Origin of the sequence: Janthinobacterium sp. NFX145 (genome assembly GCF_049810325.1) — a bacterium.
GTDB lineage: Bacteria > Pseudomonadota > Gammaproteobacteria > Burkholderiales > Burkholderiaceae_D > Janthinobacterium > Janthinobacterium rivuli.
The window spans coordinates 121,167-143,925 of record NZ_CP187360.1 but is presented as its reverse complement, the minus strand read 5'-3'; the positions used below and the strand labels follow the sequence as shown (position 1 = coordinate 143,925).

Annotated in this window: 18 protein-coding genes and 4 tRNA genes; 10 read left to right on the top strand and 12 right to left on the bottom strand. The window is 61.7% G+C overall.

All coding sequences use genetic code 11. The annotated features are described in order from the left end of the window. Window positions 1-283: 283 nt before the first annotated feature. The gene (locus ACPJXG_RS00585) at window positions 284-2,929 is read left to right on the top strand and encodes a TonB-dependent receptor (RefSeq protein WP_425253085.1); all 2,646 of its coding nucleotides are present in this window, start codon (window positions 284-286) and stop codon (window positions 2,927-2,929) included. A 141-nt stretch (window positions 2,930-3,070) separates the two neighbouring features. Here the strand turns inward: ACPJXG_RS00585 and ACPJXG_RS00580 are convergent, their stop codons facing one another. Then, window positions 3,071-3,967, bottom strand: coding sequence for a recombination-associated protein RdgC (locus ACPJXG_RS00580; RefSeq protein ID WP_035823026.1), 897 nt, complete (start codon window positions 3,965-3,967; stop codon window positions 3,071-3,073). Window positions 3,968-4,084: 117 nt separating this feature from the next. Then, entirely contained in the window at window positions 4,085-5,239 is a 1,155-nt protein-coding gene (dinB, locus tag ACPJXG_RS00575) for a DNA polymerase IV (protein WP_425253084.1), read from the bottom strand. A gap of 185 nt (window positions 5,240-5,424) precedes the next feature. On the opposite strand from dinB, the gene ACPJXG_RS00570 reads away from it, so the two are divergent. The 9 genes from ACPJXG_RS00570 to ACPJXG_RS00530 all read left to right on the top strand — a co-directional run bounded on the left by ACPJXG_RS00570 (window position 5,425) and on the right by ACPJXG_RS00530 (window position 10,617). Further along, window positions 5,425-7,587 (top strand): S9 family peptidase, encoded by a 2,163-nt coding sequence (locus tag ACPJXG_RS00570; protein ID WP_425253083.1) that lies wholly within the window; start codon window positions 5,425-5,427, stop codon window positions 7,585-7,587. Between the two features lie 99 nt (window positions 7,588-7,686). Further along, a tRNA-Val gene (locus ACPJXG_RS00565) sits at window positions 7,687-7,762 on the top strand. A gap of 54 nt (window positions 7,763-7,816) precedes the next feature. After that, a tRNA-Asp gene (locus ACPJXG_RS00560) sits at window positions 7,817-7,893 on the top strand. Between the two features lie 216 nt (window positions 7,894-8,109). After that, window positions 8,110-8,185: transfer RNA gene (locus tag ACPJXG_RS00555), tRNA-Val, on the top strand. A 57-nt stretch (window positions 8,186-8,242) separates the two neighbouring features. After that, window positions 8,243-8,319: transfer RNA gene (locus tag ACPJXG_RS00550), tRNA-Asp, on the top strand. Window positions 8,320-8,420: 101 nt separating this feature from the next. Beyond that, window positions 8,421-8,777 (top strand): hypothetical protein, encoded by a 357-nt coding sequence (locus ACPJXG_RS00545; RefSeq protein WP_425253082.1) that lies wholly within the window; start codon window positions 8,421-8,423, stop codon window positions 8,775-8,777. Beyond that, entirely contained in the window at window positions 8,663-9,526 is an 864-nt protein-coding gene (locus tag ACPJXG_RS00540; RefSeq protein ID WP_425253081.1) for a hypothetical protein, read from the top strand. Before ACPJXG_RS00545 ends, ACPJXG_RS00540 begins: the two co-directional genes overlap by 115 nt. Then, window positions 9,517-10,143 (top strand): ABC transporter ATP-binding protein, encoded by a 627-nt coding sequence (locus tag ACPJXG_RS00535; RefSeq protein ID WP_425253080.1) that lies wholly within the window; start codon window positions 9,517-9,519, stop codon window positions 10,141-10,143. Before ACPJXG_RS00540 ends, ACPJXG_RS00535 begins: the two co-directional genes overlap by 10 nt. A gap of 135 nt (window positions 10,144-10,278) precedes the next feature. Then, the gene (locus ACPJXG_RS00530; RefSeq protein ID WP_425253079.1) at window positions 10,279-10,617 is read left to right on the top strand and encodes a CzcE family metal-binding protein; all 339 of its coding nucleotides are present in this window, start codon (window positions 10,279-10,281) and stop codon (window positions 10,615-10,617) included. A 69-nt stretch (window positions 10,618-10,686) separates the two neighbouring features. On the opposite strand, the gene ahpF is transcribed toward ACPJXG_RS00530, so the two are convergent. The 10 genes from ahpF to ACPJXG_RS00480 form a co-directional block, all read right to left on the bottom strand. Next, window positions 10,687-12,282, bottom strand: coding sequence for an alkyl hydroperoxide reductase subunit F (gene ahpF, locus ACPJXG_RS00525; RefSeq protein ID WP_035823034.1), 1,596 nt, complete (start codon window positions 12,280-12,282; stop codon window positions 10,687-10,689). Between the two features lie 98 nt (window positions 12,283-12,380). Next, entirely contained in the window at window positions 12,381-12,944 is a 564-nt protein-coding gene (gene ahpC / locus ACPJXG_RS00520; protein ID WP_034753905.1) for an alkyl hydroperoxide reductase subunit C, read from the bottom strand. Between the two features lie 187 nt (window positions 12,945-13,131). Continuing rightward, window positions 13,132-13,530, bottom strand: a complete 399-nt coding sequence (locus tag ACPJXG_RS00515) for a DUF3597 domain-containing protein (RefSeq protein ID WP_035823037.1) — start codon at window positions 13,528-13,530, stop codon at window positions 13,132-13,134. Between the two features lie 169 nt (window positions 13,531-13,699). Beyond that, window positions 13,700-16,501, bottom strand: a complete 2,802-nt coding sequence (locus ACPJXG_RS00510) for an EAL domain-containing protein (protein WP_425253078.1) — start codon at window positions 16,499-16,501, stop codon at window positions 13,700-13,702. A 134-nt stretch (window positions 16,502-16,635) separates the two neighbouring features. Further along, the gene (gene rbsD / locus ACPJXG_RS00505; RefSeq protein WP_402719743.1) at window positions 16,636-17,028 is read right to left on the bottom strand and encodes a D-ribose pyranase; all 393 of its coding nucleotides are present in this window, start codon (window positions 17,026-17,028) and stop codon (window positions 16,636-16,638) included. Window positions 17,029-17,032: 4 nt separating this feature from the next. Then, window positions 17,033-17,941: a ribokinase gene (rbsK, locus tag ACPJXG_RS00500; protein ID WP_425253077.1), complete on the bottom strand. Its 909-nt coding sequence runs from the start codon at window positions 17,939-17,941 to the stop codon at window positions 17,033-17,035. Next, window positions 17,938-18,993, bottom strand: coding sequence for a LacI family DNA-binding transcriptional regulator (locus ACPJXG_RS00495; RefSeq protein WP_035823044.1), 1,056 nt, complete (start codon window positions 18,991-18,993; stop codon window positions 17,938-17,940). Before ACPJXG_RS00495 ends, rbsK begins: the two co-directional genes overlap by 4 nt. Before the next feature lie 9 nt (window positions 18,994-19,002). Then, window positions 19,003-19,974 (bottom strand): ABC transporter permease, encoded by a 972-nt coding sequence (locus ACPJXG_RS00490; RefSeq protein WP_035823046.1) that lies wholly within the window; start codon window positions 19,972-19,974, stop codon window positions 19,003-19,005. A gap of 18 nt (window positions 19,975-19,992) precedes the next feature. Further along, the gene (locus tag ACPJXG_RS00485; protein ID WP_176388833.1) at window positions 19,993-21,546 is read right to left on the bottom strand and encodes a sugar ABC transporter ATP-binding protein; all 1,554 of its coding nucleotides are present in this window, start codon (window positions 21,544-21,546) and stop codon (window positions 19,993-19,995) included. A gap of 79 nt (window positions 21,547-21,625) precedes the next feature. Beyond that, a complete protein-coding gene (locus ACPJXG_RS00480) occupies window positions 21,626-22,585 on the bottom strand; it encodes a sugar ABC transporter substrate-binding protein (RefSeq protein ID WP_100874882.1) in 960 nt (319 codons plus the stop codon). Window positions 22,586-22,759: the final 174 nt, after the last annotated feature.

The window sequence follows — 22,759 nt, the reverse complement described above, 5'->3', positions numbered from 1 at the left end:
CTTGCTGAGACGACATAATGTTCGCCTCGACAAGTCAAAAGTGCATTTATAACAATATTGCGCTAAGTAGTCTTCCACCTCCTACCGACGTGGTTCCGCCTACCGTACACGAGCACCGCTGGTCATCTATCCGATGGCTTATACGTGCTCGTGTACTGCTTGTCGTTATTAAAACTACTACGGAGTAATTGTTACAATGGCATTTAAAGAAAAAATTGGCGTACGCAGCGTACGCCTGGCCCTGACCGTTCTGGCAGGTAGCGTCTTGTTCTCTGGCCAATCCATGGCGGACGAAGCAATTCAAAAAGTTGAAATTACCGGTTCGAGCATCAAGCGTATCGCTGTCGAAGGCGCCTTGCCTGTGCAGCGCCTGACGCAAGAAGCAATCGCCAAGACAGGCGCCACCACGGTCGCCGACCTGCTCCAGGCCTTGCCCGCCATGCAAGGCTTTACCGTCGGTGCCGCCGCAGCTGGCACCAATTCGGGCGGCCGCACCAGCGCGTCGATCCACGATATCGGCGAAGACTACACCCTGGTCCTGCTGAACGGCCGCCGCATCGCGCCACAAGGCTCGGGCACTTCCGTCAACCTGAACGCCATTCCGATGAGCGCCGTTGAACGCGTCGAAGTGCTGACCGACGGCGCTTCGGCCCTGTACGGCTCGGACGCCATCGCCGGCGTGATTAACTTCATTCTGAAGAAGAACCAGCAAGGCGGCTCCCTGGAAGCCACCTACGGCGGTCCGGAAGACAAGGGCGGCAACGCCTGGAACACCAACGTGACCTACGGCTTCGGCGATATCGACGAAGACCGTTTCAACGTGCTGGTATCGTACCGCCATGACGAGCAATCGAACTTGCGCGCTACCGACCGCACGTTCGCCCGTTCGTCGCGTATTCCAGTGAGCCATAACGGCAAACAATATGTCTTCGACAAGACCGCCATAGGCACGGCACCGGCCAACGCCACCGTGTCCGTCAAAGGCAAAGACGATTACCTCTTCAATCCATACCTGGCGAAGAATAATAATTGTGGCGCCGCGACCAATGCCCCACTGGCAGCCAATAAGCTGGCTTGCGGCTACGATGGCGGTTCGACGGTTGAAATCGTGCCTGAATCGAAGCGCGACAGCCTGTTTACCCGCGCCACCTACAAACTCAACGATTCGCTGAATGCGTTTGCCGAAGTCGCCTACTCGCGTTATGACCTGACCGCGCGCATCTCGGCCAATCCGGTGGCAATCCCCATTGCGCTTAACGGTGCGCAGTACAACAAGTATGTCCTGCCTTACCTGACACCAGAGCAAGTCAAGGACATCACCTCCGTGTCAGCCAACTATCGCATGAGCGACTGGGGTACCCGCGACTCCAACACCATCACCGAGACCAAGCACTTCGTCATCGGCGTCGAAGGCGAAATTGGCGCGTGGAACATTGATGCGGGCCTGACCTGGTCGCAAAATGCCATCAACGAACGCTACGTCGGTGGCTATGCGAAAACGGCCGATATGAAGGCCCTGCTGAAAAATCCGGCGTTCGACCCGTTCCTGCCGGCCGGCACTCCATCGTCGGAAATGCAAACGTTGATCAACAATTCGCAATTCAACGGCTCGATCCGTACGGCATCGACCACCATGCGCGGCATCGATGCGCACGGCTCCCGTGAACTGTTCACCTTGCCAGGCGGCAAAGCCAACATCGGCATCGGCGCCGACTACCGCGAGTACAACTACGGCCAGACGCCAGACGCAGGTGCAAACACCAGCACCATCTACGGCTTCAACACCTCGCCACGTTACGACCTGAGCCGTTCAACCTACGGTGTCTTCGCCGAATTGCTGGCACCGATCACCAAAACGGTGGAAGTCAGCCTGGCTGGCCGCTATGACTCCGTATCGGCGATCGACAATGGCGTCATCAACAAAACCATCGGCAAAGACGCCAATGCCAATACCTACAAGGTCACGGCACGCTGGCAGCCAATACAGCAAGTGCTGCTGCGCGGCTCCTACGGCACGGGCTTCAAGGCCCCGGACATGCTGAGCATTGGTCAGCCTCTGGTCAACAACGGCTTTACCGGTGCTAACTGGAATTGCCCATTCCCAGGCGATGCACTGTGCCGTGCGCCTAACACCCAGTACAATAAAATGGCTGGCGGTAACGAAAACCTGAAGCCGGAAAAATCGAAACAGTTCACCGTCGGTTTCCGTATCGAGCCTAGCTCGGCATTCTCGTTCGGCGCCGATCTGTGGGACGTAAAAATCACCGACGCGGTTTCAGCCGTGAGCGAAGCGCAGGCGTTCAACAACCCAGGCATGTACCGCGACCTGTTCGGCACCTATATCGAACCGACGACCGGCAAGCCGTACTTTGCGTTCAAGTCGCTGTCGATGAACATCGGCCAGACACACAATCGCGGTATCGACTGGGATATGACGGCACGTAAGAAGTTTGATTTCGGTAACTTCACGGCTAACCTGAGCGGCACCCATATGCTCAAGGCCGACTACACCGTACCAGGCACCAAGGATCAGTGGACCAACAACATGAACTTCTACGGCATTTCCGATGCCGTGACGTTCCGTAACCTGATGAAGCTCAACATGAGCCTGGAATCGGGCAAGCTGACCAACACTGTCGTCGTGAGCTACCGTAATGGCTATACCGACGCTTCGGCCGAAGTGGTAAACCTGGCCACCAGCACGAAGGAAAATATCCGTCTGCACGTGCCTTCGTACACGACGGTTGACTTCCAGGGCCGCTATGCGTACAGCAAAGCAGTGACCTTGCGCGCAGGTATCAAAAACCTGTTTGACCGCGAACCGCCGCTGTCGCTGCGCAGCTCGCGTGGTCACCAGGTTGGCTACGATCCACGCTACGCCGATCCAATGATGCGTTCGCTCTACTTCACGGCCCAGTACAAGTTCTAAGTTGACCTCGTCAACCTAGACTGAGCCGACCAAGGGCCTTGCAAACGCAAGGCCCTTTTTTTCGTCCAAAGATCGCCGTGCCAGGCAAAGGGACGAAAAAAAAGGAGCCGCAGCTCCTTTTTCGTACCGGCATGACTGCGCTTATGCAGTCGCTTCGCCACCGAGGGCTTCGACCACGTCGGCCATCAGCTTGGCGAGCTCGCCCGTCATCAGCATCACGTCGCCGTCGAAACGCTCTTCGTCGTTCTTCGTGCTCGATTCCGTTTCCTTGATCACGTCCAGCGGCTTGACGCTCTTGATAGCCAGGGACTCCGTCAGCACGAACGATATCTTGTCGTTCCACGTCATGGCCAGGCGCGTGCACTGCTTGCCGGCCGCGATGTGGCGGCGCACGTCGTCCGCTTCCAGGGTGTGGCGCACGTAGCGCACGGTGGCCTTGCTTTCGCCCGTGGCGCGCAATTCCGTGTCCATGTCGACCGTGAAGCCGGCCGGCGCATCGTCCGCTTGCAGCCATTCCGTCATCACCGCCACGGGCGAGCGCTGCACGCGCAGGCTTTCCAGCGGCAGTTTGTCGACGGCTTTCAACAGCAGCTTGATGACTTCATCGGCTTTTGCCGGGCTGGCGGCATCGACCACCAGCCAGCCATTGACGGGGTCGATCCACGTCCAGACGTTGCTGCGGATGCTGAAGGCGCGCGGCAGCAGCTCGTCGGCCACGCGTTCCTTCAATTCCTTCATGGCCTTTTTACCAGGCGCAAAGCCTTGCGCTTCTTCCATCTCGGCAGCGCGGGCCTTGGCCACCTGGTTGATGACGGTCGCTGGCAAGAGTTTCTTTTCCGTGCCCAGCAGGATCAGCATCTGCTTGTTGACCACGTGGACCAGACCGCCGTTCGGGCGTGGCGTATCCCAGCCCTGGCGCATCAGATCCATGCTGGTCGCCGGCGTAAATTTGTTCGAGGACAAGGCCTCTTCCAGTTGTTCTGGCGTATAGGCCCATGGTGCGGGCAGGCGGTAAATCTGAAGATTCTTGAACCACATAGTTTTTGTCTTCCGTTTGTTTCAGTAGTGCCAGGGGAACGCCATTCTACACTTTCGACGCGGTCATGCCGTCAAAAGCGCAGCCTGGCGCGGTGCTTGTGATCAGGGGAAACGCCGCTACGGGGCGGGAAACAGCTCCGCCTGGGCTGGCGCCTGCCGCATCACGATGGCAGGATCAGACAAGGTCGAGATGCGCACGCCCAGCAGGCGGATTTTCTTTTCAAATGGCACGCGCCGCAAGCAGTCGCGGCTGGCACGCAGGATGGCGGCGGCGTCTGCCGTGGCGCTGGGCAAGGTGATGTCGCGCGTGACGGTGCTGAAGTCCTCGAAGCGCAGCTTGATGCCCACCGTGCGCCCCGCCAGCGATTGTTTGTCCAGGTCGCCGGCCACGCGCGTGCACAGGCTTTCCAGCTTTTCCGACAGGGTGGCGCGGTCGCGCACCACCTGCAAGTCGCGCTCGAACGTCGTTTCGCGGCTGACGGACTTGGTTTCCCGGCTCGTCTGTACGGGCCGCTCGTCGATGCCCAGCGCCGCCTGGCGCAGCCAGCCCGTGTACAGGTCGCCAAACTGCGTGCGCAGCATGGCCATGTCGGCCTGCGCCAGCTCGCCGATGGTGACAATGCCCAAGGCTTCCAGCTTGGCCGTCGCCTTCGGGCCGATGCCGTTGATCTTTTTCGCCGGCAAGGGCCACACACGCGTGGCGATATCTTCGGGCGACAAAATGGTGAGCCCGTCCGGCTTTTCCAGGTCGGAACAGATTTTCGCCAGCAATTTGTTCGGCGCCAGGCCGATCGAGCACGACAGGCCCGTCGCCTCGGACACGGCCGCCTTCAGGCGCGCCGCCATGGCCGGCGCCTGCTCGCCGTATTCGGTCAGGTCGACATAGATTTCATCGATGCCCACGTTCTGGATGATGGGGCACAACTGGGCCACGGCCTGCTTGAAACGGGCCGAATAGTCGCGGTAAGCCTCGAAATCGGCCGGCAGCAGGATGCTGTCGGGCGCCAGTTTGGCCGCCTTCATAATGCCCATGGCGGAAAACACGCCAAACGCGCGCGCCGCGTAGGTCGAGGTGGTGACGACGCCGCGCCCCACGTAGTCGCGCATGCGCGCAAACTGCCGCATGCCATCTTCCTGCAGCACCGGCTGCTGCAAGCGCCCGCCGCCGATGACGACGGCTTCGCCGCGCAATTCCGGATATTTCAACAATTCCACGGAGGCGAAAAAGGCGTCCATGTCCAGGTGGGCTATCCAGCGGCGGGATTCAGGCAATGTAGGGGCAGATGCGGTCAAGGACACCTCGCGGCGGGATGCTGTCGGATACTGTAATTATATACAGTATCGCTGCAAATGCCAGTGGATGCAAGCGCCGGGACGGTATTGATTGAAATCATGATTGGCTTTTCTATTTAGCAAGAATAGAATCGCTGCACAACAACGAAACCTAGGGAGTTGCCTTGTCCACAGTACCTCACGTCTTGCGCCAACTGGCCGTCTGCTCATCCATCGTGCCGGCCCTGCTCCTGTCCACCCTGGCGCCATCCGCGCTGGCCGACACCACCACCATAGCCGCCAGCGCACCGGTCGCCGCCAAAACGGCCTGGCAGGAAACGCGCCACGGCACGGTCGTCACGGATGACTACCGCTGGCTGCAAAAGAAAACCGATCCTGCCGTCATCGACTACCTGAATGCGGAAAACGCCTACACGGCGGCCGTGACCGCCCCGATCCAGCCGCTGGCCGACAAGGTATATGCGGAAATCAAGGGCCGCATGCAGGAAGTGGACCTGTCCGTGCCCGCGCGCCAGGGCAATTTCTACTATTACACGCGCGTGGAAGCGGGCAAGCAATACCCGATCCACTGCCGCCGCCCTGTCGGCGCCAGCGGCGCCTACGATGCGCAGGCGGCTGAAGAAATCTTGCTGGACCAGAATCAATTGGCCGAAGGCCACAAATTCTTTGCCGTGCGCGCCTTCAGCGTCAGCCCGAACGAACAGTTGCTGGCCTACACCACCGACACGACGGGTTTCCGCCAGTACGAGCTGCATGTCAAGGATCTGAAAACGGGCAAATTGCTGGGCGACAGCATGCCGCGCGTGACATCGCTGGCGTGGGCGGCCGACAACGCCACCCTGATGCTGGCGCAGGAAGACGCCACCACCAAGCGCTCGGATCGATTGTTCCGCCTGGCCCTGGGCGGTGCGCCGCAACAGGTCTACCACGAGCCGGTGGAACAGTTCGCCATCAACGTGGGCCGCACGCGCGACAAGCAATTCTTCGTGCTCACCTCGGGCAGCACGGATACCAGCGAAGTGCTGCTGCTGCCAACGAGCACGCCGCAAGGCAGTTTCCAGAGCGTGCTGAAACGCGAAAAAGGCCACCGCTACGGCATCGAGCACCGCGACGGCCAGTTGTATATTCTGACCAACAAGGAGGCGAAGAATTTCCGTGTCGTCAGCGCGCCCTTGTCCGCGCCGCAGCCGAAGAACTGGAAGAGCGTCGTGCCGCACAACAAGGATGCCGTGATCCAGTCCATCGACGTCTTCCAGGGCTACCTGGTGGTGATGGAAAAGGCGCGCGCCCTGAACCGCGCCCGCATCCTTGATTTTGCGCAAAAGAATTGGAAAACGGTGCAGTTCGACGACCCCGTCTACCTGGCCACGGCGGCCGGCACGCCGGAGTTTTCCGCCACACAATTTCGCATGTCTTACCAGTCTCCCGTCACGCCGCCCACCGTCATCGACGTCAGCATGCAAGATGGCAAGCGCACGGTGCTCAAGCAGCAGGAAATCGTCGGCGGCTTTGACGGCAGCCGCTACACGACGCAGCGCCTGTGGGTCAAGGCGCGCGATGGCGTGCAAGTGCCGCTGTGGATTGTCTACAAGAAAGGCGTGAAACTCGACGGTTCCGCGCCGCTGCTGCTGTACTCGTATGGCTCGTATGGCATCTCGACGGAAGCCAGTTTTTCCATCAGCCGCATCAGCCTGCTGGAGCGGGGCGTCATCTATGCGCAGGCGCATATCCGCGGCGGCACGGACATGGGCGAAGCGTGGCATGAAGACGGCATGCTGATGAAGAAGAAAAACACCTTCAATGACTTCATCGACAGCGCCGACTATCTGGTGCGCGAAAAATGGACCAGCCCGAACCGCCTGATCATCCAGGGTGGCAGCGCGGGCGGCTTGCTGATGGGCGCCGTCGTCAACATGCGCCCCGAGCTGTTCCACGCCGTGCACGCGGCCGTGCCGTTCGTCGACGTGATGAACACCATGATGGACGCCAGCCTGCCCTTGACCACGGGAGAATACCTGGAATGGGGCGACCCGAACCAGAAGGCGGCCTACGACTACATGCTCAGCTACTCGCCGTACGACAACATTGCGCGCAAGAATTATCCCGCCATGCTGGTGACGACGGGCCTGAACGACAGCCAGGTCATGTACTGGGAACCGGCAAAATACGTGGCCAAGCTGCGCGCATATAAAACGGACGGCAATCCCCTGCTGCTGAAAACGAATATGGGTGCCGGCCACGGCGGTGCGTCGGGCCGCTATAACGCCATTGCAGAGAACGCATTCAATATGGCGTGGATGCTGTCGCAGTGGAATATCACGGAATAATGTGAAAAAAGCGCTTGCAGAAGGATTTTAGCCGTCCTATAATAGCGCCTCTTCCAGACGTGGTGACAAACGTCGGGATGGTTTTCTGAGACAAGCAACGGGTGCTTAGCTCAGTTGGTAGAGCGGCGCCCTTACAAGGCGTAGGTCGGGAGTTCGAGCCTCTCAGCACCCACCAAATCAGAAAACTGTCCAGTGCTTCATGGATCAGCAACACAGATCATACGAGCTTGGAGTGGTAGTTCAGTTGGTTAGAATACCGGCCTGTCACGTCGGGGGTCGCGGGTTCGAGTCCCGTCCGCTCCGCCAATAAAAGAAAAGCCCTTTGGTTCTCTGAACCGAAGGGCTTTTCCCATTTCAGCAGCCAAAAACACGTCAGCACCCCCTCGCCTGAACATTTTTGCATTTTTCAGCAAAAAAATGCTTTTATCCCATAAGAATAGTTGCACAACGGGGAAAGCGCCCCCTATAATAGTGCCTCTTCCAGACGTGGTGACAAACGTCGGGATAGTTTTCTGGGTATGCGGGTGCTTAGCTCAGTTGGTAGAGCGGCGCCCTTACAAGGCGTAGGTCGGGAGTTCGAGCCTCTCAGCACCCACCACCAATACAGAAAATTATCCAGTGCTTCATGGATCAGCAATACAGATCATACGAGCTTGGAGTGGTAGTTCAGTTGGTTAGAATACCGGCCTGTCACGTCGGGGGTCGCGGGTTCGAGTCCCGTCCGCTCCGCCAATAAAAGAAAAGCCCTTTGGTTCCCAGAACCGAAGGGCTTTTCCCATTGTGGGGCCGCAAATGCTCTAGAATCAGCGCTACCCTGACTCCACTCCTGCCTGATGCGCCTGCCCCGCAGCTTTTCCCCCTATCTTGCCCTGCGCTTGCGCCTGGCCCATCATGCTTTGCTGCAATTTGCCGCCAGCCTGACGAGTTCCATGGAGATCTTCTTTTGCCTGGCCGCTCCCGTCCTGCTGGGTCTGCTCAGCGTCATCGCCCTGCCCGGTTTCCTCGCCATGACCTTACCCTGGCCCGCCGCCCTGGGCCTGCTGGGTGCGCAAGTGCTGCTGACGTGCATGCCCGCTTGGCTGCTGCGCAAGCGATTGTTGCCAGCCAGTACCGCCGCCTGGCTGCGCCAGCTGCCCTTGCGCCGCCGCGCCTGCGCTGGCAGGCCGACATCGCCGTGGCCGGCCTGCTGATGCTGCCGCTGGGCGCAGCCTATGCCGTCTCGGCCAGCATCTGGCTGGCGCAGTCGCCACCCTGGTTGCGTCCGGTCGCCGCGCCCGGTATTGCCGCCACCATCGCCGTCTGGCTGCTGACCTGGCTGTTGACGACGCTGATCGTGGCGCAGCGCCTGCGCGCGCCGCGGCCCGCCCAAGCGGCGCGCCCGTCAACGATGACGGCATACGTGCCGCAACGCCACCGCTGGCGCAGCGTTTTCCTGTGGCGCCAGCTGTTCTGGCTGCCATTCTGGCGCAATGAAAATGTGACCGGCCTGCAGCAAAGCGTGCTGCTGGCCACGGCTGGCGCCAGCATGCTGGCCTGGCTGCTGCGCGCACCGCTCGTGCCCGCGCCGCTGCTCGGTTTGCTGGCCAGCGCCAGCCTGGTCATCGTGACGGACCGCGGCGACAAGGCCGTGCGCGAGCAGATCGCCGTGCTGCGTCCCGTGCTCAACGCCTGGCCCCTGGCCAGCGGCAACCTCATCCGCCTGGCCTGCGCGGCCAGCCTGCTGCCGGCGTTGACCGTGCTGCTGGGCGCCGGCGTCTTGCTGTACGTCATCGATCCGGCAACCTTGCAGCAGCGCGTGACCAGCGTCTACGCCATCACGGCCTGCGCCGCTCTGCTGGCCATCGTCGGCCTGCCCCGCCTCACGGCACGCGGACGCGTCGCCCTCGTCGTTTTCTCCATCCTTGCCTTGAGCGCCATCGGAAGCGAATTATGGAATTGAATGCCACCTCTCCCGTGCTGCACATCGAGCACCTCGATTTTCACTTCCCCACACACAGCGTCTTCCAGGGATTCAATCTGCAATGCGGTCCCGGCATCAGCTGGCTGCGCGGCGCGAACGGGGCCGGCAAGACGACCTTGCTGAAGCTGGCGGGCGGCGCCCTGCTGCCCGCGCGCGGCACCATCCGCCTGGACGCTATCGACAGTGGCTGCATGCCGCTGGCCTACCGCGCGCAAGCCTTCTATTGCGGCGGCGACCTGCCCGCCCTGCCCTGGCTGCAAGTGCACGAGTTTCTGGACCTGCACCTGGCCCTGTATCCGAGCTGCGACCAGTCCCTGCTGAACGACGAGTTGAGCGCGTTTGCCCTGACGTCCACCTTGCAACAAAGCATTAACGCCCTGTCCCTGGGCCAGCACAAAAAGCTGCAACTGGCGCTGGCACTGGCCTTGCCCGTGCGCCTGCTGCTGATCGATGAACCGTTCAACGGCCTCGATGCATCCGCCATGGCGTACTTGCGCCAGTGCCTGTCCGACCCGTCCCGCCTGGCGCGCCAGTGCATCGTGCTGACCAGCCACCTGGCGCCGGACGTGCCGCTGGCGGCGACGGTGGAAATATAGACAGGAAATACAGCTTTGCAGATCGACCAAGGACAGCTTACGATGCCGTGTTGCAAAAACCGGCGATCCCGGTGCAGCCACCACCATAAAACGGCGCGGTTATTCACCGCGTCCAGTCTATTCTTGGAGATCAGCATGTTGAACACCCACCGCCGCGCCCTGGCCATCCTGTGCGCCGCCTTTGCCACCTCGGCCATCGCTGCCGGCCCCACGGGCACGGCCGCCGACTATGGCAGCAGCGCCCCGCACACGGCCGCCCAGCGCGGCATCGAGCTGCAGCCCGACACGCGCCACATCAACGTCACGCGCGGCGAAACCGTCACCATCGCGCGCGCCGGCCAGCGTTTTACGTGGCACGTGCAAACTTTCAACAACAAGACCGTCTTCGCCCTGAGCGACATCGCGCCGAAGGACATGGCAGCCGATGGCATCCGGGTGTATGTGGCCGCCAATCCCCTGTACGCGGGCAGCTAAGTTTCTTCTACACATAAAAAAAACCGGAACCACCTCGCGGCCGTTCCGGTTTTTTTTCAGCGTAAAGATTTACGCCGTCAATGCTTCTTTCGCTGCGGACTCTTCAACCACTTCCTCGTCATCCGAGCGGATCAGGTGGTCAAAGGCGGACAGCGCTGCCTTGGCGCCTTCACCGGTGGCGATGATGATCTGCTTGTACGGCACCGTGGTGACGTCGCCGGCCGCAAACACGCCGGGGATCGAGGTCTGGCCGCGGGCATCCACTTCGATTTCACCGTGGCGCGACAACGCTACAGTACCTTTGAGCCACTCCGTGTTCGGCACCAGGCCGATTTGCACGAAGACGCCTTCCAGCTCGACCTTTTTCGATTCGCCGCTGACGCGGTCCGTGTAGGAGAGGCCATTGACGATCTTGCCGTCGCCGTGGATTTCGGTCGTTTGCGCCGACGTGATCACGGTCACGTTAGGCAAGCTGTGCAGCTTGCGTTGCAGCACCGCATCGGCGCGCAATTCCGCACCGAATTCGATCAGGGTCACGTGTTTCACGAGGCCGGCCAGGTCGATCGCCGCTTCCACGCCCGAGTTGCCGCCGCCGATCACGGCCACGCGCTTGCCCTTGAACAAAGGACCATCGCAATGCGGGCAGTAGGCAACACCGTGGTTGCGGTATTCCTTCTCGCCCGGCACGTTGATTTCGCGCCAGCGGGCGCCGGTGGCCAGGATGACGGTCTTGGCTTTCAAGATGGCGCCATTTGCCGTTTCGATCTGCACCAACTTGCCCGGCGTCAATTTCGCGGCGCGCTGGGTGTTCATGATGTCGACTTCGTATTCCTTGACGTGCTGTTCCAGCGCCATGGCGAACTTCGGACCATCGGTTTCCTTGACCGAAATAAAGTTTTCGATGGCGAGGGTGTCGAGTACCTGGCCGCCGAAACGCTCGGCCAGCACGCCCGTCTTGATGCCTTTGCGGGCCGCGTAGATGGCCGCTGCCGCGCCGGCTGGGCCGCCGCCGACGATCAGCACGTCAAACACGTCTTTCTTGTTCAACGCTTCGGCCTGGCGTGCGCCGGCATTGGTGTCGAGCTTGGCGAGGATTTCCTCGACATTCGTGCGTCCCTGGCCAAAGTGCTGGCCATTGAGGAACATCATCGGCACGGCCATGATCTGGCGTTCTTCCACTTCTTTCGGGAACACGCCGCCATCGATGGTGGTGACCTTGATGCGCGGATTGATCACGGCCATGGCGTTCAGGGCCTGCACCACTTCCGGGCAGTTATGGCAGGAGAGCGAAATAAACGTTTCAAATTCGTAATCGCCGTCGAGGTTGCGGATCTGCTCGATCACGGCCTCGTCGAACTTGATGGTGTGGCCGCCCACTTGCAGCAGCGCCAGCACCAGCGAGGTAAATTCGTGGCCCAGCGGCACACCGGCGAAACGCACGCCAATGTCGGAGCCTGCACGGTTGATGCTGAACGACGGGGCGCGTACGCCAGCGTCAAGGCGCTCGACCAGCGTGATCTTGTCGCTCAACAGGACTATTTCCTGGAGCAATTCCTTCATCTCGCGGGCTTTTGCGCTGTCATCGAGAGAAGCGACCAGCTCAAGCGGATACACCACTTTTTCCAGGTAGGATTTCAGTTGGGTTTTGAGGGTTGCATCTAACATGATTTTTTCTTCCTTTACAAATATTTAGGCGAATGCCGGGCCGGACGCCCGGTCCGGCATCGCGGTAACTACTTGTTTGCTACGTCGTGCATCGAGACTTAGATCTTGCCGACCAGGTCCAGCGATGGGGTCAGGGTTGCTGCGCCTTCCGTCCATTTGGCTGGGCACACTTCGCCTGGGTGAGCGGCAACGTATTGAGCTGCCTTCACTTTGCGCAACAGTTCCGATGCGTCACGGCCGATGCCGTTGTCATGCACTTCCAGCACTTTGATGAAGCCGTCCGGATTGATGACGAAGGTACCGCGCAGTGCCATGCCTTCTTCTTCGATCATGACTTCGAAATTGCGCGACAGGGTACCGGTCGGGTCGCCGATCAGTGCGTATTGCACTTTCTTGATCGCGTCCGAGGTATCGTGCCATGCTTTGTGCGCGAAGTGCGAATCGGTCGAGATGCCGTAGACATCGACGCCCAGCTTCTGGAATTCAGCGTGGTGATCGGCCAGATCTTCCAGTTCGGTTGGGCAAACGAAGGTGAAGTCGGCTGGGTAGAACACGAATACCGACCACTTGCCTTTCAGCGACGCTTCCGTCAGGTCGACGAATTTGCCATTGTGGTATGCGGTTGCCTTGAATGGTTTAACTTGGGTATTGATCAGCGACATTTCATTTCCTCTCGTGTGGTGAATCAGTAAGACTCTAGTGTAAGGGGTTTTAACCCATATGCAAAATTGATTGTCACAATAGTTTCAATTGGTTTTAGCTATCACGACATCATGGGAACTCCATGATAGGCAGTTCCCACGCGATTGGATAGCGGTGACAGTGGATACCCCTGCCGCCGCCAGGTGTTTAGTTCTTCAGTTCGTCCGGTACTTTGCCGCCGTTTTCCGCCAGCTTGATCATCACCTGGCGATGCAACCAGATATTCATGCTGGCCGAATCGTTGGTGTCACCCGTGAAATGCAGCTCTTGCGCCAGTTCCTTGCGCGACGCCAGGCTGCTGTCGAGTTGAAGCAGTTTCATCAGGTCAACGATGGACGTGCGCCAATTGAGTTTTTCCGCGTTCTTGCTGGCCAGGTCGACCAGCACCACTTCCACGTCCACCACGGGCGCGGCAGCCGCTGGCGCGGCAGGTGCGGCCGCCGGTGCTGCGGCAGCTGCGGTCGTGGCGGCGGCCGGCGTGGCGGCTGGTGCGGCGTCGGATGAATGGTGGAAGATTTTATTGTAGATATTGCTGAAAATGCCCATGAGGTCACCTCGAGTTGAGTGAATGGAAGAAATATTGCCTGCGCACCCCGTTAGCTACCGGTGACAGCAAAGCCGGGCGCAGGCGCCAGCCCGTCGAGTATAAGCCCGTTCAAGCCGGGAGCCCCGTCCCGCAGGCCTGGATGAAATCTGGTGGCGGGCGATGCCTGTTTCAAGGGTGCAAGGGCCGCTGCGCGTGCAGCAGCGCATCGAACGCTTCGATGGACAGCGGCGGCGCAAACAGCTCGCCTTGCGCAAAATCGCAGCCGATTTCCAGCAGCAGCGCGCGCTGTGCTTGCGTCTCCACCCCCTCGGCGATGACTTGCAAACCCAGTTTATGCGCCATGGTGACGATGGCTTCGCACAGCACCAGCTCGCTACTGCCGTCCGCCAGCTTGCGTACCAGCATGCCATCGAGCTTCAGGTAATCGATGCCGCACTGCTGCAGCTGCGTCAGCGAGGCATGGCCGCTGCCAAAATCGTCCAAGGCGATCTGCAGACCCGCTTCGCGCAGGTGCTGCAGGCGTGGCGCCATGCTATTGCCGTTAGGTAAAAGTACATCTTCGCGCATGTCCAGCACAATGGCCGAGGCCGGCACATCGAGCGCCATCAGCTGGCGCAGCCAGGTGCCGGGCGCCTCCACTTCGCGCTGCAATTCCAGCGGCGACTGGTTCAGGCACAGTTGCAGCCCCGGCAAGCCGATGGCCTGGCCTTGCGCGCGCCAGCGCAGCAGTTGCGCAGCCGCCGTGTGCAGCACCCAGTCGCCGATCTCCACGATCAGGCCGCTGCTTTCGGCCAGCGCCAGGAAATCCGGCGGGCATACCACGCCCCGCTGCGGATGCTGCCAGCGCAGCAGGGCTTCCGCCTTGGCAAGTTTACCGCTGTGCAGCTCGACGATGGGCTGGTAATACAGCTGCATCTGCTGCTCGCGCAAGGCCGTGCGCAAGTCCGCCCCCAGGCGCATGCGGTTGACGGCCGCCACCTGCATGGCGGGCGTAAAGTAGCTGTAGCGGTTGCGCCCCGCCCCTTTCGACACATACATGGCCTGGTCCGCCTGCTTGAGCAAGTCCTCGATATTGCCCGCGTCGTCCGGATACAGGGTGATGCCGATCGAGGCCGAGACGAACGCCTGCTCCTGCCCCAGCAGGAACGGCGCCAGCAAGCCGTCGAGTATCTGCCGCGCGATGCGGTCGACTTGCTGCAGATCATCAAGGTCGGACAGGATCACCGTGAATTCATCGCCGCCCAGGCGCGCCACCGTGTCCGTCTCGCGCACGCCCACGCGGATGCGCCGCGCCGCCTCGATCAGCAGGATATCGCCCTGGTGGTGGCCGAGCGTATCGTTGACTTCCTTGAAATGGTCGAGGTCGATGAACAGGATGGCCACGCGGCTCGCATCGCGCCGGCCCTGGGCCAAGGCCTGGCGCAAGCGTTCGTGGAACATGCGCCGGTTCGGCAATTGTGTCAGGGTATCGAAATTGGCTTGCTGCCAGATCAGCGCTTCCGTTTGCCGCTTGTCCGTCACGTCTTCCAGCATGCACAGGTGGTGCGGTTCGCCATGGCGCGCCGTGGCGATGGCCGTCACCGACGCGTCGACCCACACCACGCCGCCATCGGGCCGCACGATGCGCTTGGCGTGGCGAAAGCCGTGCAAGCTGCGCGCCAGCAACTGCGCCACCTGCTCCAGTTCGCCAGCCACATCATCGGGATGGCTGATCTCCATCCAGCTCGTTTGTTTCATGTGTTCCAGGCTGCGCCCGCTGATGGCCAGGTAGCGTGGATTGATGTCGAGAAACTGTCCGCTCACGGTATCGATCAGGGCGATGCCCATGGGCGCTTCCTCGAACATGGTGCGAAAGCGCAATTCCCCCTGGCGGATGGTTTCCTCGGTACGGCGGCGCTCGCGTGCCAGGTTGTTGAAGTGAAAGGCAGCCGACACGGCCAGCAGGCTGCCCGCCAGGCCCAGCGACAGATACAGCCAGCCCAGGTCGGCGCCCGGCACGGGACGGTACAGGAAGCCTTTGTAGGCGCGGCTGTCCGTGGCACGGCGCGGCAGCACCCCCATGGCCGCGTATGTGTCGGCGATGTGCTGCCAGCGCTGGGGATTCATGTAGCCAAGCTCCACCAGCACGGGCTGCAGCAGCAATTCCATCTGCTGCGCCTCGTACAGCAGATGCGCGCGGTCGTGACGCTGGCTGTACTTGGCAAGGATCACGCGCGCCATTTCCTCGCGGTGCGCCATCGCGTATTGCCAGCCGCGCAGGCTGGCCGCGCGGAACGCTTTGACACGCTCGGGATGGCGGCGCAGTTCCTGCTCGCTGGTAAACAGGTTGTCGCCGTAGAAATCGATGCCGGCCGTGCGCGGCGTGAATTGGTAGTAGGGAAAGCCCGCCCGGTCCAGGTAGTCCGGTTCGTTGGTGGAGTACGCGGCAATCGCATCGACCTTGCCATTGATAAAATCCTCGATCCGGTAGCTGGGCGGCAAGTGGCGCATCTGCTGCGGCGCGACGCCCATTTTCGCCAGGTACAGCGACACTTCATCGGAGGCAAGGGCCACGTCGCTGGCCGCACCGATCATCACGGGCGCTCCCACCAGTTTGCGGACGTCGGGCGCGCCGCCCTGCTGGCGCATCAGCAGCACGCTGGGCGAATGCTGGAACACGACGGCCAGCACCACCACGGGCTTGCCCGCCAGGCGGCTGAGCAACAAGGTGCTGTTGCCCACGCCGTACTCGGCCCGGCCCGCCAGCACGGCCGCCTCGGCGAGTTGTCCGCCACCGCCTTCGACCAGTTTGACCTCCAGCCCCGCCTCGCGGTAATAGCCTTGCTCGATGGCCGCGTAATAGCCGGCGAACTGGAACTGGTGCGTGAAATTGAGGTGCAGGGAGACGGGTTCGAGCGCCCGCGCAGGCGTGACCAGGCACAGCAGCAGGAAGAAACAGCAGCGGAAAGCGTCGGGGGCTTTCATCGGCATGGCGCAACACCACAGGAAGCTGCCAAGCTGGCAGGGGTAAGGCTATTGTAGCCGCCCCTTTTGCCAATGGATAACTATTTCAGTGAGGACAATAGCGTTGATGTTTTTGGCAAACAATGTCGCCATTGTTTGCGCTAGAACACGACGCCGGCCACCAGAATGATGTTGGCGTACGGACTGCACTCGCCCGTGCGCACGATGGCGCGCGCGCCCTTGCTCAATTGCTTGAACTCCTCGTGCGGCACCTGGCGCGCATCGGGCAAGGCCAGGGCCGCCACCTGCGCCGCCATGGCCGGATTATGCTGCGGCAATTCGCTGGCGAGCAAATGGTATTCCACCTGCATTTCGCTCAGCACGGTATTCACGGTATCGATGAAGCCGGGAATGCCGCGCGTCAGGGCCAGGTCGATCAGGGGCACGCCCGGTTGCGACGGCAAGCCCGCGTCGCCGATGACGAGCATGTCGCCATGGCCCAGCGACGCGATCAGTTGCGACAGTGCGATATTAAGCAGCGGTGATTTTTTCATGGGTTCAGAACAGCTCGTGCAAGTGGGGAATCGAGGTTTGCGCGCCGGGCTTGGTAACGCTCCAGGCGGCCGCGCGCTGGCCTTGGCCAATCGCTTCCGCCTCATCCATGCCGGATGCCAGACCCGCCACAAAGCCGCCAATGAAGGTGTCGCCGGCGGCCGTCGTGTCGACGGCTTGCACCACTTCGGCCGGGAACGTGAAATCGCCGCCATACAGGGCCGCGTGCACGCCCTTGGAACCCAAGGTGATGATGACGTTGTCGCTGCCCAGCTTTTGCAGCGCGGCGGCCAGCGCCTTGGCGTCCGCGCCTTCCGGGTTGACGCCGGCCAGCATGGCCGCTTCGATTTCATTCGGAATCAGGTAGTCGACCAGTTCCAGCACGCCTGCCGGCAGGCTGGCCGCCGGAGCGGGATTGAGCACCACGGTCTTGCCCAGGGAACGGGCCAGTTTGATCGCGTGCACGACGGTGGCCATCGGCGTTTCCAGCTGCAGCACGACGATGTCGGCCTGTTCGATCAGCTCTTTTGCCGCGTCAATGTGCGCGGGGCTGAGCAGATCGTTGGCGCCGCCGGCGATGACGATGCTGTTCTGGCCATTGTCGTCGACGAGGATCGAGGCGATGCCCGAGGCCACGCCCGGCAAGGTGGTGATGTGGCTGTCGATGATGCCGTCGCCCACCAGCGCCGCGCGCAAGGTCGCGCCAAACGCATCGTCGCCCACGCAGCCGACCATGGCCACTTGCTGAGCGCCCGCCACTTTGCCGCTCAGCCGTGCGCAAGCCACGGCCTGGTTGGCGCCCTTGCCGCCAGGAATCGTACGGAAAGCGCCGCCCGTCAGGGTTTCGCCGGGGAGGGGCATGCGCGGCACGCGCAAGACCAGGTCCATATTGATGCTGCCGATAACCACGATCATGATGTCATTCCCATCAGTTCAGTTGCAGGTAAAGAAGTAGGTACAGAAGCAGGCACTGCGGCGACACTGGAGCCGCGCACGTGCAGCTCGGGTGCGATGCTGCGCTGCTGGCGCGGCAAGGCGGGGTCGGCGATGCGCGCCAGCAGGCAGGCGGCCGTGATGTGGCCCAGCTCGCGCGTATTTTGCGCCACGCTGGTCAAGGCCGGATGTACGAAGCTGGCCAGGTCGATATCGTCGAAGCCGACAACGGCCAGTTCACCGGGCACGGCGATGCCGCGCTCGGCGGCGGCGCGCAAGGCGCCAAAGGCCATCAAGTCATTGCAGCAGAACAAGGCGTCCGGGCGCTGGCCTGGCGGCAGCGCCAGCAAGTCCAGCGCGGCAGCATAGCCGCCCGCGCTCGTGAAATCGCTATGGCGGCACAGCGTATCGGCCAGGACTACGCCTGCGTCCGCCATGGCGCTGCGCACGCCAGCGATGCGGTCATTGGAAATGCTCACTTCGCGCGGGCCGGCGATGCAGGCGAGGCGCCGGCGTCCCAGCCCCAGCAGATGGCGCGCGGCCAGCGCACCGCCGGCGCGGTTGTCGACGGCCACGGCATCGATGGACAGGTCGCTGGGCGCGCGGTCGAGCAGTACGGCCGGTACCTTCATCTTGCGCAGCAATTCGCCATCGCTGTCGGCCAGCGCGGACAAAATCAGGCCGTCGCAGCGCTTGGTCAAGAGCACATTTAAATAGTCGCGCTGCTTGACGGGGTCGTCATCGGAATTGCACAAAATGACGCTGTAACCGGCCGCGTAGCAACTGTCTTCGATGCCGCGCGCCACTTCCGAAAAATACGGGTTCGTATTATTCGGAATGATCAGGCCGATGGTGCCCGTGCTGCGGCTGCGCAGGGAGCGCGCCAGCGCGCTGGGCACGTAATGCAGTGCCTCCGCCGCCGCCAGCACGGCGCGGCGCGCCTCGTCGCTGACGGGGCGGGTATTGTTGAGGACGTGCGACACGGTGGTAAACGACACCCCCGCCGCCTGCGCCACTTGTTTGATGGTTGCCATGGGCCAGTATTATGAACGTTCACCGCGGCGGCGGTAGGTATCGAGCACGACGGCCGCGACGATCACCAGGCCCGTGACGATGCGTTTCACGGGTTCGGACACGCCCACTTGCGCCAGGCCCGCTTCCAGCACGGAAATGATCAATACGCCAATAAACGTGCTGATGACGGAACCGCGTCCGCCCATCAGGCTCGTGCCGCCGATCACGACGGCGGCGATCACTTGCAATTCCATGCCCACGCCGCCGTTCGGGTCGGCCGCTTCCAGGCGCGAGACTTGGAACAGCGCGCCCACGCCGGCGAGAAAACCCATCAAGGCAAACACCAGCACTTTCGATGGTTTTGTATTGATGCCGGACAAACGCACGGCTTCTTCATTCGTGCCGATGCCGATCCAGTGGCGTCCCAGCACCGTGCGCGTAAGCACCAGGTGGCCGATGACGACGATGGCGATCGAGGCGATGAAGGCGGGCGACAGACCGAAGGCGATCGGCGAGCTGATGCCGTCAACGGCGCTGCCGATGTATTCCGTGCGCGAGTTCGTCACTTGATACGCCATGCCGCGCGCCATTTCCAGCACGCCCAGGGAGACGATGAACGAGGGAATGCGCCAGCCGACGGAAATGAGGCCCGTGGTGGCGCCGCACAGGGCGGCGACGAACATGCCCAGCAGGGCCGCGCTCCACACGGGCCAGCCCCAGTGCACGACGGCCAGCGACAGTACGGAAGCGGCCAGCGCCATCACGGAACCGACGGACAAGTCGATGCCGCCGATGATCAGCACGAACGTCATGCCGACGGCCATCACGACCAGGGTCGGGATGTTGTTCGACAGGGTGCTGAGGGTGGCAAGAGTGAAAAAGTTTTCGCTGGCAAACGAGAACAGCACGCACATGGCGACCAGGGCGCCGATCAGGCCCGCATAGTTTTTCAGGTCGGCCAGGCTGCGCTGCAGATACGATGGGGAAGAGGTAGTGGTCATGGGAATCTTTCCGGCGGATCAGGCCGCAGCTGGAGTGGAAGTGGGGGTCAAATAGCCGGAGAAGGCGGCCGACAGCAGCGCGTCCTGGCTCCAGGCGCCGCGCTCGAAGGTGTCGACGATGCTGCCGGCGCTCATGACGGCGATGCGGTCGCAGATCAGCATCAGCTCGCGCAAGTCGCTGGAAACAATGACGAGGCCCTTGCCCTGGCGCGCCTGTTCGGCCAGCACCTGATAAATATCAAACTTGGCGCCGATATCGATGCCGCGCGTGGGCTCGTCGAACAACATCACGGGGCAGTCGCGGTACAGCCAGCGGGCGATCACCACCTTTTGCTGGTTACCGCCGGACAATTCAGCCACCGTTTGCGCGCTGTTGCGCGAACGGATGCCCAGGCGCTGAATATAATCGTCGGCCACCGACGCTTCGGACGCGTCGTTGAGCCAGCCCGCGCCACTGACCGTGTCGAGCGCAGCCAGGGTGGTGTTGACGGCGATGGACTGGCGCAACAACAAGCCTTGTCCCTTGCGGTCTTCCGTGATCATGGCGATGCCGGCTTTCACCGCTGCCTGCGGCGAGGTCAGAGCGGCCGGCGTTTCACTGTCGCCAAGGAACACGTCACCGGCGTCGGCGCGGTCGGCGCCGAAGATCAGGCGCAGCAATTCCGTGCGGCCAGAGCCGATCAGGCCGGCGATGCCGAGGATTTCGCCGGCGCGCAAGTCGAACGAGGTCGGGTTGACGACCTTGCCGCGCGCCAGTCCCCGCACGCGCAGCAGCGGCGCGCCGATGGTGCGCCCGCTCAAGTCCACCGCATCGTCGGCCGAGCGGCCCACCATCAGGCTGACCAGGTCGGCGGCGGAATGGCCCGCGATATCGTCGTCGCAGACGAGCTGGCCATCGCGCAGCACGGCGATGCGGTCGGCCACGCGCTTGAGTTCTTCCAGGCGATGGGAAATATAGATAATGCACACGCCTTCGGCCTTCAGACGCTCGATTTGCAGGAACAGCAATTCCACTTCGCGGTGCGTCAGCATGGCCGTCGGCTCATCTAACACCAGCAGGCGGCAGGCGCCGATCAAATTGCGCGCGATCTCGATCATTTGCTGGTGGCCGATGCCCAGTTCGCCCACGAGGGTCCACGGATCGAGGCCACCCAAGCCCACTTTTTCCATCTGTTCGCGCGCGTCGCGTTCGAGGCGCGTACGGTCGATGAAGCCGAAGCGCTGCGGCAGGTTTTTCAGGTACAGGTTTTCCGCGATCGACAGGGTGGGAATCAAATTGAGTTCCTGCATCACCATGCGGATGCCCAGCGCCTCGGCGGCGCCGCGCGAGGCGGGCTGGTAGGGCTTGCCGTCGAGCAGCATCGTGCCCGTGGTGGCTTGCTCCAGGCCGCAGATGATCTTCGACAAGGTACTCTTGCCCGCGCCGTTCTCGCCCGTCAGCGCCAGCACCTGGCCAGGGGCGAAGCGCAGGCCCACGCCGCCCAGCACGGGGCCGACATAGGACTTGCCGATGTTATCCAGGGTCAATAGAGGGGTGGCGGCTGATGGCGCCGGGGGGATGTCGATGGGCATGATAAAACTCCGCGGGAAAAGACGGCGGGGCCGGCGCCAGCAAGGTTGCGATGGCGCTGGCCCCGGCGGGATCAAACGATCAGGACTTGGCGCCCTTGGCGACCAGTTCGACCTTGGTTTCGATGACGCCACCGAGCTCGGCCTGTTTCTTCTTCTGCGCCAGCGCTTTCAGCACCGTCTCGATGCCGAACACGGCTTGCTGCGAACCAAACTGGTCGGCGGTAGCCAGCACGCGGCCATCGGCCAGCATCGGCTTGATGGCGTTGATGTTGTCGTAGCCGACGACGAGCACTTTGCCCGTCTTGCCGGCCGCCTTGATGGCGGAAATGGCGCCGATGGCCATGTTGTCGTTACCGCACAGCAAAGCCTTGATGTTCGGATTGGCGTTCAGCATGGCGGCCGCGACCGTATTGGCGGGGGCGATTTCCCACTGGCCCGACTGCACGCTGACGACCTTGGCGCCGGCCGCGTTCATGGCGTCCTGGAAGCCCAGGGTGCGCTGCTGCGCGTTGTAGGTCGTCGACACGCCTTCGATGATGCCGACCGGGTCGCCCTTCTTGATCTGCTTGGCCAGGAAGTCGCCGACGACCTTGGCGCCCTTGCGGTTGTCCGGGCCGACGAACGGTACGGAAATACCCTTCTCTTTCAACGCGCCTTCGTCGAGCTTGTTGTCGATATTGACGACGATGATGCCCGCGTCGATGGCTTTCTTCAGCACCGGCACCAGCGCTTTCGAGTCAGCCGGGGCGATCACCAGCGCGTTGACGCGCGAGACGATCATTTGCTCGACCAGCTTGATCTGGCTCGACGTATCCGTTTCATCCTTGATGCCGTTCGACAGCAAGTCGTACTTGGCGGCATTGGCCTTCTGATGCGCCTTGGCACCATTTTCCATGGTCAGGAAAAATTCATTGGCGAGCGACTTCATCACCAATGCGACCTTCGGTTTGGCAGGTGTCTGCGCCATCGCCGGCACGGCGGGCAAGGCACACACGAGGACAGCGGCGGCAATCATTTTCAGGCGAATACGGGATGTCATGAGCGTCTCCAGAGTTGTTGGTCAAGCACGTGTACTGCATGCTTTTTAGGAAATTCGTTGCGCGCAAACGTTTGCGCGAAGCGAATAGTGCCTCAATGCCCTATTACAGTGCAAGCAAAACTGTATGTGCGGTGCAGCAAAAAGGCGGCGCCCAGAGGGAAACATCCAGGCTGA

Excerpts from the sequence above, each read along its gene's own strand:
- ahpC (WP_034753905.1), bottom strand. The coding sequence starts at position 12,944 with ATGTCGCTGATCAATACCCAAGTTAAACCATTCAAGGCAACCGCATAC.
- ACPJXG_RS00485 (WP_176388833.1), bottom strand. The coding sequence starts at position 21,546 with ATGCCCATCGACATCCCCCCGGCGCCATCAGCCGCCACCCCTCTATTG.
- ACPJXG_RS00535 (WP_425253080.1), top strand. The coding sequence starts at position 9,517 with ATGGAATTGAATGCCACCTCTCCCGTGCTGCACATCGAGCACCTCGAT.
- ACPJXG_RS00585 (WP_425253085.1), top strand. The coding sequence starts at position 284 with ATGGCGGACGAAGCAATTCAAAAAGTTGAAATTACCGGTTCGAGCATC.
- ACPJXG_RS00580 (WP_035823026.1), bottom strand. The coding sequence starts at position 3,967 with ATGTGGTTCAAGAATCTTCAGATTTACCGCCTGCCCGCACCATGGGCC.
- ACPJXG_RS00545 (WP_425253082.1), top strand. The coding sequence starts at position 8,421 with ATGCGCCTGCCCCGCAGCTTTTCCCCCTATCTTGCCCTGCGCTTGCGC.
- rbsD (WP_402719743.1), bottom strand. The coding sequence starts at position 17,028 with ATGAAAAAATCACCGCTGCTTAATATCGCACTGTCGCAACTGATCGCG.
- ACPJXG_RS00510 (WP_425253078.1), bottom strand. The coding sequence starts at position 16,501 with ATGCCGATGAAAGCCCCCGACGCTTTCCGCTGCTGTTTCTTCCTGCTG.
- ACPJXG_RS00495 (WP_035823044.1), bottom strand. The coding sequence starts at position 18,993 with ATGGCAACCATCAAACAAGTGGCGCAGGCGGCGGGGGTGTCGTTTACC.
- ahpF (WP_035823034.1), bottom strand. The coding sequence starts at position 12,282 with ATGTTAGATGCAACCCTCAAAACCCAACTGAAATCCTACCTGGAAAAA.
- ACPJXG_RS00490 (WP_035823046.1), bottom strand. The coding sequence starts at position 19,974 with ATGACCACTACCTCTTCCCCATCGTATCTGCAGCGCAGCCTGGCCGAC.
- ACPJXG_RS00530 (WP_425253079.1), top strand. The coding sequence starts at position 10,279 with ATGTTGAACACCCACCGCCGCGCCCTGGCCATCCTGTGCGCCGCCTTT.
- rbsK (WP_425253077.1), bottom strand. The coding sequence starts at position 17,941 with ATGATCGTGGTTATCGGCAGCATCAATATGGACCTGGTCTTGCGCGTG.
- ACPJXG_RS00515 (WP_035823037.1), bottom strand. The coding sequence starts at position 13,530 with ATGGGCATTTTCAGCAATATCTACAATAAAATCTTCCACCATTCATCC.
- ACPJXG_RS00480 (WP_100874882.1), bottom strand. The coding sequence starts at position 22,585 with ATGACATCCCGTATTCGCCTGAAAATGATTGCCGCCGCTGTCCTCGTG.